12 protein-coding genes are annotated in these 13,988 nt (G+C 55.3%); 5 read left to right on the forward strand and 7 right to left on the reverse strand.

Features of this window, described 5'->3' with window-relative positions:
- Positions 1-24: 24 nt before the first annotated feature.
- The 4 genes from AUC45_RS01745 to AUC45_RS01760 all read right to left on the reverse strand — a co-directional run bounded on the left by AUC45_RS01745 (position 25) and on the right by AUC45_RS01760 (position 3,748).
- A complete protein-coding gene (locus AUC45_RS01745; protein ID WP_067597273.1) occupies positions 25-645 on the reverse strand; it encodes a response regulator transcription factor in 621 nt (206 codons plus the stop codon).
- A gap of 309 nt (positions 646-954) precedes the next feature.
- Entirely contained in the window at positions 955-1,638 is a 684-nt protein-coding gene (locus AUC45_RS01750; RefSeq protein ID WP_067597276.1) for a PIG-L deacetylase family protein, read from the reverse strand.
- Positions 1,638-2,543, reverse strand: coding sequence for a methionyl-tRNA formyltransferase (locus tag AUC45_RS01755; protein WP_067597279.1), 906 nt, complete (start codon positions 2,541-2,543; stop codon positions 1,638-1,640). The genes AUC45_RS01750 and AUC45_RS01755 overlap by 1 nt, the downstream gene beginning before the upstream one ends.
- Complete coding sequence (locus AUC45_RS01760; protein WP_067597281.1) at positions 2,543-3,748, reverse strand: glycosyltransferase family 4 protein; 1,206 nt, start codon at positions 3,746-3,748, stop codon at positions 2,543-2,545. Before AUC45_RS01760 ends, AUC45_RS01755 begins: the two co-directional genes overlap by 1 nt.
- Positions 3,749-4,117: 369 nt before the next feature.
- Between AUC45_RS01760 and AUC45_RS01765 the strand changes: the two genes are divergently transcribed.
- The 5 genes from AUC45_RS01765 (at position 4,118) to AUC45_RS01785 (ending at position 10,214) form a co-directional block, all read left to right on the forward strand.
- On the forward strand, positions 4,118-6,235 hold the full coding sequence (locus tag AUC45_RS01765) for a polysaccharide biosynthesis protein (RefSeq protein WP_067597284.1): 2,118 nt from the start codon (positions 4,118-4,120) through the stop codon (positions 6,233-6,235).
- A gap of 5 nt (positions 6,236-6,240) precedes the next feature.
- Positions 6,241-7,473, forward strand: a complete 1,233-nt coding sequence (locus tag AUC45_RS01770) for a DegT/DnrJ/EryC1/StrS aminotransferase family protein (protein WP_067597286.1) — start codon at positions 6,241-6,243, stop codon at positions 7,471-7,473.
- 3 nt (positions 7,474-7,476) lie between these two features.
- A complete protein-coding gene (locus tag AUC45_RS01775) occupies positions 7,477-8,334 on the forward strand; it encodes a sulfotransferase (RefSeq protein ID WP_067597288.1) in 858 nt (285 codons plus the stop codon).
- Between the two features lie 63 nt (positions 8,335-8,397).
- Positions 8,398-8,976 (forward strand): polysaccharide biosynthesis/export family protein, encoded by a 579-nt coding sequence (locus AUC45_RS01780; RefSeq protein ID WP_067597290.1) that lies wholly within the window; start codon positions 8,398-8,400, stop codon positions 8,974-8,976.
- A complete protein-coding gene (locus AUC45_RS01785; RefSeq protein ID WP_067597293.1) occupies positions 8,976-10,214 on the forward strand; it encodes an outer membrane beta-barrel protein in 1,239 nt (412 codons plus the stop codon). Before AUC45_RS01780 ends, AUC45_RS01785 begins: the two co-directional genes overlap by 1 nt.
- Before the next feature lie 46 nt (positions 10,215-10,260).
- On the opposite strand, the gene AUC45_RS01790 is transcribed toward AUC45_RS01785, so the two are convergent.
- Genes AUC45_RS01790 through AUC45_RS01800 form a run of 3 tightly spaced genes read right to left on the reverse strand, consistent with a single transcriptional unit; the run spans position 10,261 to position 13,798 of the window.
- Entirely contained in the window at positions 10,261-11,439 is a 1,179-nt protein-coding gene (locus AUC45_RS01790) for a glycosyltransferase family 4 protein (protein WP_067597295.1), read from the reverse strand.
- The gene (locus tag AUC45_RS01795) at positions 11,439-12,806 is read right to left on the reverse strand and encodes a polysaccharide lyase family 1 protein (protein ID WP_233998495.1); all 1,368 of its coding nucleotides are present in this window, start codon (positions 12,804-12,806) and stop codon (positions 11,439-11,441) included. The genes AUC45_RS01790 and AUC45_RS01795 overlap by 1 nt, the downstream gene beginning before the upstream one ends.
- A complete protein-coding gene (locus tag AUC45_RS01800) occupies positions 12,803-13,798 on the reverse strand; it encodes a sulfotransferase (RefSeq protein WP_067597297.1) in 996 nt (331 codons plus the stop codon). Before AUC45_RS01800 ends, AUC45_RS01795 begins: the two co-directional genes overlap by 4 nt.
- Positions 13,799-13,988: the final 190 nt, after the last annotated feature.

The following is a 13,988-nucleotide window of genomic DNA, read 5'->3' on the forward strand; positions in this document are numbered from 1 at the left end:
GGCCCTAAGAAGGAGCGAGTTTGGTCAGACTGCGATCGGCCTTGCTTCCTCAAACTCAGATGCATTGTCCTGCATCTCTTCGGCGGAAACTACGAGTTCTGGTTTCTTGAGGTCAACGCCATTGTTAACCGCCCAGATCGCCGCCTGTGTGCGGTTTTGCACACCAAGCTTGCGAAGGATCGCTTTCACATGGACTTTCACCGTCGCCTCACTGATGTTGAGGTGGCCAGCAATTACCTTGTTGGGCGAGCCAAGGATCAGATAGCGGAGCGTTTCAATCTCGCGCTCTGAAAGCAGTGTCACCAGCTCACGTTGCGACATCGCGGGAAGCGTCCCACGTGCCCAGCGACGCGGTAAACCTAGCGCGAGTTCGCTCGGCATTACCTTTTCGCCCATATTCACGAGCTTCAGCGATTCAATCAGTGGCTCGCAAGCAATACGCTTGACGATATAGCCGTCCACACCAGCGCGAAACGCGCCAACCATGGCATCAAAATCGAAATCATTGCTCAGGACAACGAGACGAGCGTCAGGAAGTTCTTCCTGCAATTGCTCCACTTCGGAGCAAAGGTTGTCGTCTTCATTCTCATCCAGAATGATTAGACGCGGACATTCGTCCCGCTGCGTCTTTTCAAGCAGCCCCAAACTTGAATCATGGGACTCAGTGACTGAGAAAACATCCCCGTTTAGAATTCTGCGCATGCCCTCACGGGCCAACGTATTTCTACTAACTATTGCGACTGGTACGCATGCACCATTTTCCATCGCTAAACCTCCTTCGAGAGTAACCCCTGCGACCCGAAGAATCCGCTCCCAACGATTTGTTGCCTTACGGCTATCTGTTGTGCTTTTTCGATGTAATGATGACAAAGACGGGTAAGGGAAATCCCCTTGAGATGTCGAGTCTCATTTTGGCACAGGAACTACCACAAAGGTGTAGTCCGTTATGCTGTGTTATGTAATTTCCCGGATAAGCATAAATGCTTCCGCCGCTCCGAGAAAAGCCGTGGAACCCCTAAGGGTTGCAAGGGCTTCGATCGTTTTCAACGATCGCTCGTCAGGGCTCTGTTTCACCTGACTCTTGAAGCAAGAAAAAGCTTTGAGCTTGCGTTCAAGGGTGTGGGTAACATCAAAAAAAACATTCGGAATGAAGGCTTCTGTGATGCCGGGAGCGGCCCAATTAGTTTCTGATAATGTTTCATACGCATAGACTCGATTCGGAATAGAGCGAGATCGAGGCCTTGCGGCGACCAGTGCCGCAACAAAGATCAATTGATGATCTTTGTGGATGTCTCCAACAAATGGAATGAACAACGTGTCTGGTTGGACCACGTTCACGACCTTTCCGACCGCTGAATTGATGTCGGCTCCAGGTATCGTGTCGAGCGCTGCTGCGGGCAGATCGAGGAAGTGGCATTCCGTCACACCGAGAAGTCGGTGCGATTCTGCCAATTCCTCTCGAACCTGAGTAACCAGACTTTCTGGGAAAGCCGGTTCATATCCTTTTGTGACAACAGCGACGTGAACTTCGTGACCCGCGTCAGCTAACCGCGCCATGGTTCCGCCGCATCCCAAGACCTCGTCATCGGGGTGTGGGGCGATGATTAGCACTTTGCCAAGATGTGAGATATCGCTCATCAATCGCGTCCCAACACTGCGTGCATGCGCAAAGGTTTGTCTCCACTGAATTGCCATTGTGTAGCGCGGATCAGGCCGTCGCCGGTGAGCACTTCCAAATGATCGTCGCTCATCCCGACAATCTGGCCTGGTGTCCCATGGTGAGGTGCTTGCTGAGAGAAATCTGCCTCGCGAATGACCAATCGCGCGCCGCCGACGTCGCAGAAAGCGCCGGGGTACGGATCGCCCACTGCGCGGATTAGCCTGTCGATGGCTTCAGCCGACTGATGCCAATCAATCCGCCCATCCTCTGGCCGCCGCCTTGCAGCGAATGTTGCGCAGCTTTCGTCCTGTTCCTCGCGGCGGGGATTCTCGCTGGCAAGCTCAAAAAGCGCAGTGCCGATCATCTTTTGAAGCGCTATCATGTGCTTGTCATACAGGGTTCGCGCTGTTTCGCGCGGCGCCACATGAAAATACTCTTGAGCAAGTATCGCGCCCGTATCAGTCCCGCCATCCATCCAGAATAGGGTCGCGCCTGTTATCTTTTCGTCTGCAAGGATCGTCCACGGCAAGACGGCTCGCCCTCGCATTCGCGGCAGCGGGGCCGGGTGATAGCCAATGATCCGATCAGGACAGATGCTGAGGAACTCGTCCCTACATATCTGCGACCAACCAACCACGAAGATGTAGTCGGGCGCAGCCTCACGCATCGCCTCAATTGCATGGTCATCATTGATGTTGCGCACATGGAGCATGTCCACGCCGTGTTCTTTGGCGAGGGGGCCGAGTTCAACAAAGTCAGAATGCCGCTTCGACAATTCTGGCTCAAGCGTCGCCACGAGAGCCAATTCACATTTATCCGAAGCTATCATAGCGCGCATCGCGCATTCAGTGCTGTCCACTGCACCAACCAAAGCGATCCGCATCACACGGCTGACCTTTCGCTGCGGAACCGTCGTTTTGTGGCCTGACGTGAAACGCGGGTTGAAGTGTCTGGCGCGTCGGCGGGGCGCGACAGGCTCATTTCATCCATCAGCAGCTTGTTGACTAGCCGCACGTCATAAACCGTTTCGGCCAAATGCCGCGAATGTGCGCCCATTTTTTTGACGAGATTTTTATCAGCTGCGAGCTTTGCCATGGCATCAGCAAGGCTGGAGGCGCTGCGCGGTTCGACAAGGAACCCATTTTCACCATCCGAAACCGCATCACGGCACCCTGGCATGTCTGTTGTGATGACAGCGCGTCCTACAGCCAATGCTTCGAGAATTGTGCGAGGCAGCCCCTCGCGATAATATGTTGGCAGAACGAAAACGTGGCTTTCGGCAAGAAAGCTAGGCACGTCGTTTGTCTCAGGAATGACCTCAATCGGATAGTCTTGCTTTAACCGTTCTACGTCAGCTTCATTCAGGCCTGTAGGATTTGCGGGTTCAGGACGTCCGATCAGACTAAAACGTGCTTCAGGAAATCTCTCGTTGACCGTTTTTGCCGCCTCTGCATATTCCCAGATGCCTTTATCGCGCATCAATCGTCCGATCATCAGAAAGCGAATAGGGCTGTCTGGCGCGGAGCTGGTTACGAAGCGTTCGAGATCGACGCCCGAGCCAGGCACCTGCAAAACGGGCGCATCACCGTCGATGATGCCTGCGTCGAGCATGTCTTGCTTGTCATCAGAATTGAAGACGAAGATGCGCTGCGCGTTCGCAAGGCCAGAGCGATAAAGACGGCAGAACACTTTCTTCAGGAGATTTCGACCCTCGGCCGCCTCGCTGAAAAGGTACCCGAGTCCTGACATCAACGCATAATATCGTTTGATCCCGGCAATCCGACCGGCGATCCCACCGTAGATAATCGGCTTTTGGGTATAGGCGACCACGACATCAGGCTCTTCGCGTTTGAGCAGCGAAACGTAAGCGCTGATCGTTTGCAGATCAGCGATTGGATTGGTTCCAGTGCGCGCCATTGGCACGATTTTGAAATCAATTCCCATTTCGCCAAGCTTTTCGCGCACGCGAGGATCGTCATCCGGGGCAACGGCCACAACCTGATGTCCGGCCCTGCGCATTTCGGCGAGCAATTGCCCGCGAAAATTGATGAGCGAGAATGCGAGGCTCGATAGAACGACGATCTTCACCAATTGGCTCCTTGTTGCGGTCTGTTCCGCATGATCTCTTTGTCAGCATCTGCTTTGCCGTGCTGATGCGCAAAGAGAAAGGCGTATTCAGTTGGATAGTCTAAAGAAGTGAAGGGCCTCCCATGGGCTCTCAAGAGCGCCTAATGGTGACCTAACCTCTCTTTAGAGAGCAGCAGACTTACCCTTTCGCGCATGCTGCGCTCTCCCCCTGATGCTGTCAAAGCCGGGTTATGCCCTTCCGGCTAATCGCTTGAAGAGCAAGTGCATGCTGGTGGGGGCGTGGGTAATTAAGAAATTGTGAAATTGGATTCCTGGCGCGGATGCACTTGCGCTGTGTCGGGAAGGTGAGACTAGGAAAGCGGTTTCTTTATGAACACACCTGCTGACGATACCGGTGCGGTCCGGGCGACGGCTGATCTGGATGCCAAGGTGGATCGTTCTGGACGGCTGACCCGATGGTCGCGTCTGTTCGCTGATACGTTTGGTATTGTGCCCGCTTTCATGTGGCGCAAGGTCATCCGTCTCGCAGGCGTCATGACTCTCGATTTTGTCGCCGTGGCAGGAACATTCTTCCTGCTGCTGCCATTTGTGCAGCCAAGGGTGACACTTGGCGGCGTGCTGGACACGCTGACATTGCTGACCCTTTCAGCCAGCGCTTTGACGGTCGCCCTTTTGTATTTGAGCGGCCTTTATCGTCGCAGTTGGCGATTCACTTCGCTGGCCGATTGCATCGCGATGGGCTTCAACATTGGCTTCGCCCTTGCGATCACATGGTCGGCCATCTGGTGGTCGATTGGCAGCCCACGCAGCCTCGGCGATATTGCGCTTCTTGGCCTTTTGCACTTCTGCCTTTGCTTTTTGACAATGCAGGTGATGCGCCTTTCGCGTCGTGCCATCCGGTATCTGCCGATCACAAATATCACAGGGGGCAGGGCTTCTGACGGAATTGAGCGGAAGAATGTGATCCTTGTTGGTCCTGCCAATTGGGCGGAATCGATCATCAAATTCAGCAATTCTGAAGCGGGTGCAGCGGTCAATCCAGTTGCAGTGCTCTTGCCCGAGGCAGACGGGCCCATTGTGCAGATCCATGGCGTTCAGGTGCTGGGTTTCCCGGAAAATCTCCCAACCGCTGTCGCTATCCTGGAACAGCGCGGGCGCCGTCCAGAAACAGTCGTGCTGTGCGATGATGCGGTCAACATGAGCGCGCGTGAAATCGCGGCAGTTACGGGCCGGGCGCGCGATTTAGGTATCTCTGTCTCGCGCGTGGGCGATGATTGGGGGCAATTGCTCGGCCGCGATACGGCGCCTGATCTCGACAAGCTTTCGACAGCGGACCTTTTGGGACGTCGCGAATTTGAATTGCGTGAGGCCGCGATTTCGCAGCAGATCGCCGGTGAACCTGTGCTTGTCACAGGGGCTGGGGGAACGATTGGCGGCGAATTGGTGCGTCAGCTTGCCGGCTTTAAGCCGAGCAAAATCGTGTTGCTCGATCATTCCGAATACGGGCTCTACAACATTGAGAAGAAGATCCGCGAAGACTTTCCGGAGCAGAACCTCGCGATTGAATTGTGCAATATCCGCAATCCAATCGAAGTGCGCCGCGTGTTTGAGCGGCATCGGCCAGCTATCGTCTATCACGCAGCAGCGCTCAAGCACGTGCCGATCGTTGAGGGCAACCCATGTGCCGGCGTTCACACCAATGTGATTGGCACCAAGAATGTCGCTGATGCCGTCACTGAGTACAGCGCGCGTGCCATGGTGCAAGTGAGCACTGACAAGGCCGTGAACCCCGTCGGGATGATGGGCGCTACCAAACGTGTGGGCGAGCTCTACGCACAATCGCTTGATCTGTGCGGCATTGATGATCCCGATGCACCACGCTTCATGACCGTTAGGTTTGGCAATGTGCTTGGATCATCAGGATCGGTTGTCCCTCTGTTCAAACAGCAATTGCTGGCTGGTGGCCCGCTCACAGTTACTCACCCTGATATCGAACGCTTCTTCATGACTGTCGCCGAAGCGGTGCAGCTCATCCTGGAAAGCTCTTCACGCGCACTTCAGCAGGAAACACCGCGCGGACGGATTATGGTTCTCGACATGGGCGAACCTGTGAAGATCGTCGATCTCGCCAAGCGCATGATCCGCATTTATGGGCTCGAACCTGATGTTGACGTCGCGATCTCGTTCACAGGTCTGCGCCCCGGTGAAAAACTTTTCGAGGAGCTGTTCGACAGCTGCGAAGAGCAGGACGCATCCGATATTCCAGGCATCTTTGAGGCATCATCCAACCCAATTCCTCTGCCTTTCATCACGCGGGCGATCGAGCAGCTAAGCCTCGAAGTTGAGGCAGGTAATGACAGTAATGTCCGCCGCATCACGCACCATCTGACAACGCTGCCAAGCAGCTCTGAAAGCCTTGCGGGTTACGTGACCAGCTCGGATGCATTCTTCCGCAGCCGCCGGTTCAAATCGGTTGAAGAGGCGTAAGAGAAATGGCCACCAAAGCAGCAACTCTTCCATCGGCCGGCAACGATACGGCGCCTCACGCCAAATCAAATTGGCCATGCCACGAGCAAGACGAAATTGAAGCGGTTTCCAAGGTGCTCGCCAGCGGCCGCGTCAATTCGCTGGTCCATGGCGATCAGAACAAGGCGTTTGAAAAGGAATTTGCCGATTACGTCGGAGTGCCCTTCGCGGTCGCAGTAAGCAATGGCACGGTGTCAATCGAACTGGCCCTCAGGGCGCTGGGGGTTGGGAAGGGCGATGAAGTAATCGTTCCGGCGCGAAGCTTCTTCGCCACCACCAGCGCAGTGGTCGCGGTTGGCGCTACTCCGGTTTTCGCAGAGGTGGAAACCGACACCCAGAACATCGATCCGGCCTCGGTCGAGCGGGTAATCAGCGATAAAACGCGAGCCATCGCTTGTGTTCACCTCGCAGGTCAGCCCTGCGATATGGACCGCTTGTGCGACATCGCCGAACGGCATGGCCTTTTCCTGATCGAAGATTGCGCCCAGGCGCATGGCGCGATGTGGCGGGGCAGGGCCGTCGGTTCATTCGGCGATGCCGGCTCTTTCTCATTCTGCACCGACAAAATCATGTCGACAGGGGGCGAGGGCGGCATGCTCGTGATGAAAGACGAGACTGTCTGGCGTCGTTCCTGGGCGTATAAGGATCACGGCAAGGACCCTATTCGCCTTAGAGAAAAGTCGAATTCAGCTCCCGGCGAATTCCGTTATTGCATAGATGATTTCGGTAGCAATTTCCGCATGACAGAAATGCAGGCGGCTATTGGCCGTCTGCAGCTTAAAAAGCTGGATGATTGGGTGGCCCGGCGCCGTGAAAACGCCTGTGCTTTGGTGGAGGAGGCGACCAAGCATCCCGCGGTAAGTAGTATGAACGTTCCCGATCACGCATTTCACACTTTTTATAAATGTTATGTGCTGCTCGATCTCCAATTGCTCCCCGAAGGTGTTTCGCGCAGCATGGTGCTCGCTGCCCTTATGGCGGAAGGTATTGCATGTGGGAGCGGTTCCTGCCCCGATATGAGCCGCGAAGGCGCGTTTTCAGATCTGGAAGTGCGCCGCGATGGCGATCTTGCTGCAAGTCACGAAATGGCCGCGCGCACGATTATGTTCCAGGTGGATCACACGCTAACACCAGAGGACACCGCTCGATACGGGCGCGCATTGGTTCGTGTGCTAAATGCGCTCGAAGGCGAGGCATAAACCATGGCTGATTATCCCAAGCCCGAACTCGACTTCATCGTAATCGGAGCGATGAAAGCGGCGACTACGTGGGTGCAAGCGCAGATGAGCCAGCATCCCGATATCTTCGTGCCCGAGATAGAGCCTCATTTCTTCACGCGCGATCACAAAAAGGGTTGGCAATGGTATCGCGATCTTTTCCCTGCGACAAAGCCTGAGGGAGCGCTGTGGGGCGAGAAGACTGCCGATTATCTCGCGCCGCCTGAAGCAGCCGAACATATCAAGCGCGAATATCCTGATGCCAAACTGATCGTGCAATTCCGCAATCCGATTGACCGCGCTTATTCCGATTACAAAATGGTCTATCGCCGCGGCGTGGTGAAGGGGCCGCCTGATGAGTACATGATGTCACTCGACAACCCGCAGCCGCGGTTTCTCAATGGCGGTCTCTACGGCAAGCACATGGCGCGCTGGTTCGACATGTTTCCAAAAGAACAAATCCTCTGCTTCACTTTCGAAGATGTGAAACAGCGCCCGCAAGAAACACTTGAGAAAGTGTGGCAGCATATCGGTGCAAACCCGCATTTTGACTCCGAATTTGCCAAGAAGCGTCAGAACGACAGCTCGGAAGAGCTCCTCCCCCTGCCTGTTCGAAAAGCATTGGCGCCCATCAAGCCGCTGGTGAAACCACTGCGCAATTCGGCGCTTTTCAAATCAACACGCGGCATGTTTGCTCGCGAAATCAATTATCCGCCTTTGTCGCAGGAAATGCGCGCGCATCTGGCTGACTTTTACGCTGAAGATGTCGCGCTGCTTGAGAAGCTTTTGGATAGGGACTTATCGTCGTGGCTCAATGTGCAGGAACGCGCAGACGCCGCATAATTGTTGAAAAATTTAACGAACCGCATGCTAACAGGTTCGCAATTGCAAAGGAGGGGCGCCGTTATGCGCACATTCTCGACAAACATCACAAAAGCAGCCGCTGCTGCGATTATGCTCTCGACCATGGCGGCATGTTCGTCAGGTGCAGGCGGACTTCCACCACTCGAAAGTGCAAGCGCAACCGAGCTGCGCGTTGGCCCTGGCGACAAGGTCCGCGTGGCGGTGCAGGATCTCGACAATGTCAATGGCGACTACACGATTGATGAAACGGGCTCGATCTCGCTTCCACTTGTTCAACAGGTGAGAATCAGCGGTATGACATATGTCGAGGCTACCGCGGCACTGCGTAGCGCGCTCATCGCAAAAGATATTCTCAAAAACCCCAACGTGACCGTTCAGCCCTTGGAGCTGCGTCCCATCTCGATCCTAGGTGAAGTGCGTAATCCCGGCGAGCTTGAGTTTCGCCAAGGGATGACTGTATTTGAAGCTGTGTCACAAGCTGGTGGCTACACATACCGCGCGAACACAAAGGAAGTCGAAGTCATCCGCAATGAAAACGGTACTCCGGTAAGCCGCAAGGCGACCGAGAACGACGTGCTGAAGCCCGGCGATCGGATTCGCGTATTTGAACGGTGGTTTTAATGCAGAAAACAATCGGCGCGATGCGCGGTGTATCTCTGGCGGCGTTGGCAACAGCCAGCTTCGCCAGCGTTCCTTTGGCCGCACAGACCACTATCGCTCCGCTGGTGGATGGTGACGATCCGGAATTCCGTATTGATCCGATCACCGCTGGATCACTAAAAATTTCGCCCAGCATCACTGCGACGACCCGCTATGACAGCAACGTACTTGCTGACGTGGCGAACAATGAGATCGAGGATGTCGAGTTCATCGTGCGGCCCGAGGTGGGCGTGGAAATTGGCGAGAACGCCTTTCGGGTAAACTTCAACGGGTTTGGCCAGTTTTCACGATTTGCCGATCTTTCGACTGAGAATTCGGACACGTACGGCGCCGATCTCGGCTTCAACTACAGTCCCAGCCAAGGCGAAACACTCCGCACACAAGTCGGCTATGCCCGTCTGGCAGAGGATCGCGGCGATCCAGAAGCCCGTAATGTTGCTGGTCCAGGTCCACGTCTGATCGATGATCTGTTTGCAGAGGTGCGGTATCGCAATGAAGGCGGACGGATCCTGCTCGATCTCGAGGCGGTTGCGCGCGAACTGGATGCGGTCTCAGCCATCGATGATGATCGTGATTTCACGTCATATGGTGGGCGGGCAACAGTCGGCTATCGTGTGAGCGGACCTGTGTACGCGACGGTCACCGGTTTCGCCACGTATCGCGACTTTGTGTTGCCACCCACTCCCACCGATCCGGACCGCGATGCCACGACTTACGGCGGACGTGTCGGCATCAGCTTTGTCGACAATGATCGCATCCGTGGGCGCGTGGGCGTTGGTATCTTTCAGTTTGATCCGCAAGACGCCCGGCTTGATTCTCGGAGTGGCCTTTCGGTCGATGCGTCGATCTCTCTTTTGATTGATCGTCGTGCAGCCATCATAGTCGATGCGTTCCGCGGCGATGTCGCAACATTCCGTGCCGGTGCTCAAGCGCGAACAGATACGCGTGCGGCGGTGACAGCTCAGGTCGAAATGCGACACAATTTCTATGGCAGGGTAGGGCTTCGCTACCGTGATACGAACTTCATCGGTTCGGGTATCAGCGAGGAGACTTATGGTCCCAACATCGCCGTTGAATTCCTCGCCAATCGCAACCTCTCTCTCATCGCAGACGCGACCGTTTCAGAGCGGGTGAGCGATGATCTTTTTGAGAACTTCGAACGGTTCAGAGCCGGTGTGACCGCTCGTATCCGGTTCTAAAATTAATCCTGGCTGCGCCTGCTATTTCGGCGAGGCGCGGCCGGGACTACGCCATCAATTCTTGGTACACCTGCGTGACGCTCGTCGCATGGCGTTCGACGCCAAAGCGATCTTTTGCTGAAGGCGCCGCACGTTCAATCATCCGCTGTGTCTCAGCTGGATTTGCGAGAAGATCGGTTACACCTTTGGCGAGCGCGGTTGCGCTTTCGGGTTCAACCAACACGCCTGTATCGCCCGCCAAAGCCTCAGGACTTCCGCCAGAGCGTGTTGCGACCACTGGCGTTCCGACCAGCATGGCTTCGACCAAGGTCCGCCCAAGTGGTTCACCCGTCGCCGGCACGAGCAATTGATCGCACGCGCCGATCCAGAAATGTCCCGGGCTTTTGAAGCCCATTAAGCGGACTGCATCCTGCATTTGCGTGATAGCGATATGCTCGCGCAGCTTGGTGTCCATTTCGGGAACTTTAGCCTCGCCAAACATTAGCCCAAATACGGGCCGATCGATGGTCTTGCGCAGCTCCGCTATCGTATCGACAAAGAGCAATGGCCGTTTGCGCGGAACGAAACTGCCGAAAAAGCCCAAAAGGAGAGCATCTTCTGGCAAGTTCTGCTCTTTTAGCAATTGCGCGCGCGCTTCTTTGCGGTTGACCGTTATGGTCGTGTCGAAGGGGCTGTGCACGACCTGCGCCTTGTGCGCTGCGCTCCAGATCTTGCCTTTGGGCAGTGAGAAACTGGAAACCGTCAGCACGCGCGTCGCAAGAGCAGGTGCCAACAAGCGCAACCCCATGGCCGTCGGATCAGCGCGGTGGTGCCAGATTAGCGGCAAGCCCGCCAATCGCGCAGCCATCGCCCAGGTCGCATGGGTGCGTCCGTCATTAGTGTGCACAATGTCAACGTTATGGTCTTTCAAGAACCGCGCGCGAGGAGCAACACCCGTCAAAGTGCGCAAGAACTTGCGTGCGCTGAAGGCTTCGCCAGGCGTGAATGATGTGATCGGAGAAGCGGGGTCAGCGATCTGCTCGAAAGCACCGAAATGCTTGGCAATTTTACCGTCCGGCACTTCGGGGACGATCAGTATGCGAAACTGCGTCGGATCAAGCCGTTCCAACAGACCCAGCAGCGAGATATGACTGCCGCCAATGCTGTCGCCTGCAAACGGAAAGCAGATTGTGGTTCTGGCCTTGTGCGCGGGCGTGAAATTTTGCGCTGGATCGAGCGCGTTCATCAGCCTTTGCCTTTTTTCTTCAGACCATCGCGGTAAATCAGGAAGTTATCGAAGTTTGAAAAGCCATCACCATTCGCATCGCCCCAAGTGTCAGCCACTGTGGGGTTTGCGCCATGCTTTGTCTCCCAATTATCGTCCATCCCGTCGCGATCAACATCGCGATAGGCTTTCGCGCTTTTGATCTTTCCGATGCTGCCTGGGCGGGAAATGATCTGACCTGCGCGATTGCGGATGTCGCTTACTACCTTGGCGTCAATAGCGTCACGCGGCCAGGTTCCCGCACTTGCAAGCACATCGTCATAAGCCTTCGCCGCACTCTTCGCCTTGATAGTTGGCGCACAGGGCGCATTGCCAACCTGGCGTTGCCGCGCGGGTGAAGAGACATGGTCAAAATTGCCGACGAAATCATTGTCCCAAAGGTAGATTTTCGCTTTACCCTTTGCAGCGATATCGTTGCGCGCGATCCCTTGAGTATTTCGGCTGCCGTTCGGCCCAAGCACGAAAGTATTGCCGACGATTGAGACCGGGGTTCCCCCGAATTGCTCCCAAACCTCGGCAAATTGGCTCTCCGCGTTGTACAGGACGTTGTTCATTACTTCGACGCAGGACTGAGGAGGGAAATTGATATCGGGATTGCGATCGCCATTATGCGCGCAGATGTTCCCGATGAAGCTCACTCGCTGAGCGTCTTTTGGATCGCTGGCGAGCAGCGCGCATTTGTCATGGCGCGGTATTCCGTATGCAAATATCGAATTGCTGATCGTGATCTGATCGTTATCGCCATAGCCGTTGACCAATTCATCGCTAGCCCAGCTCGCGCTGACATGATCGATCACGATTTTTCGGCTGTTTTCGATCGTGATCGCATCGTCGCTTTTACGATTGGCACTAAGCCGATCGAGCCGGATGCGCACGTGCCGCACGACAATATTGTTGGTGTTCTTGATCAGTAACGGCGTTCGTGCCGAGTTTCCGCCCGCATGGGAGATGACGACACCGCCGCCAGGTGCTGTTTGCCCGGCAATCGTCAAATATGGATTTTTGATCACTGGCGGACGATTGGTGAACCGGAAGACGCCGCCGACACGGAAAACGCAGACGCGCGGCCCCTTTGCAACAAGACAGGCCCTAAGTGATCCTTTGCCGGAATCCTTTCGCGTCGTGACATAGATAATCTTGCCGCCGCGCCCGCCTTTGGATCCTGCTCCGTGTCCAATTGCACCCGGGAAAGCCAACTTACCAGATACGGGCTGCGCGGCCGGCGGAGGGGCAGCTTCTACAGGTTCGGCGCAGGCGGAAAGGCCCAGGGCGACTGCGCTCGCCGCTGCCAACGCCGTTTTTCCTTTAAGTACAGATTGATAAGTCACGCCGGCCTCCCTGCCATGGATCCGTCCTGAGTTTTGTTTGCGACGTTATCATCATTGGACTTGTTGAAGTAACCGTATCGCCAAAGCAGGGGAGCAGCAAGGAACGAGAAAAGCCGCTGTTTCGCGCGCGGCATCTTGGATTTCCAGCCAATGTCCTTGTTGATGCGGATTTCGTCTTTCATCCGGTGGCGGCTTCCTGCAACCTGGTGCCCCGGCTTCATGACGTCAGCTCCGTATTCGGGTAAAACGTACTCTTCACCCACAAGAGCCATGATACGCTTTACCGTCGCCTCTGGATCGGCGACGAAATCTTCATATCGCACGCGAATGCTGCGCTTTTTGGGCAGACGCCAACGCATGATTTCGGCACCCATGTTGACGACAAACCAGCGCGCTGCAGTGAACCACAAAGGCTTGGGTTTGAGCTCTTTCTGGATGCCTTCTTCTACCTTGATGCTGTAGGGCTTCATCATCGACCACGCGACGCCGCGACCATCTCGGACGACGTGAACGAGATAGATCTCGATGTTTGGATTGGAATGAATGCTTGATGCACGTCCGGGCAGCTTTGAGCTGTCAAGGATGATGTTTGTGCCCGATTGTGCGGCAATTTCGCTAAAGAGCGAGCCTGTCAGCCGCTCAAAATCCGATACATCCCGGCTCGGGATTAACTTCGCGAACGATCGCTTTGGGTTGAAAAGCGATTCAGAGCGATCAAGCAGAGCGCCATATTGGGAGACCGACGTGTCAGCATTGTTCGCTTTCCATCGCTCGACCACCGGCCCCCAGAAATCGCAGTCTGAAACGGTCTTCCGGCACGCACAATATTCGTCATTTTCCCAGACATGGCGCGATAGAGCGGTGATCTCACCTGCCGCAAACACGCTTTTCTGCTGGCCCACCGCGATGTCGAGCAGGGTCGTGCCGCTGCGGCCATAACCTGCGACATAGATCAGCTTCAGAGGCTCTCTTTTGGTCTCCTGGCTGGGCATTAAGGGCAAATTCCTGATCTGAACGCAAAGAAAAGCGGGCTTGTAAAATCCTATATTAGTGCCACCGCCCGCAAGGTATCTTTGGTATATCCCAGTGACCAATAACTGCTACGAAGTGATAGCCACAATGCGCAAGCTATCGTCCTTCTACGCAATTGTAAGAGGACGGCCATCGGGGCAATTTAGTAAC

Origin of the sequence: Erythrobacter sp. YT30, assembly GCF_001542875.1 — a bacterium.
Taxonomy (GTDB): domain Bacteria; phylum Pseudomonadota; class Alphaproteobacteria; order Sphingomonadales; family Sphingomonadaceae; genus Erythrobacter.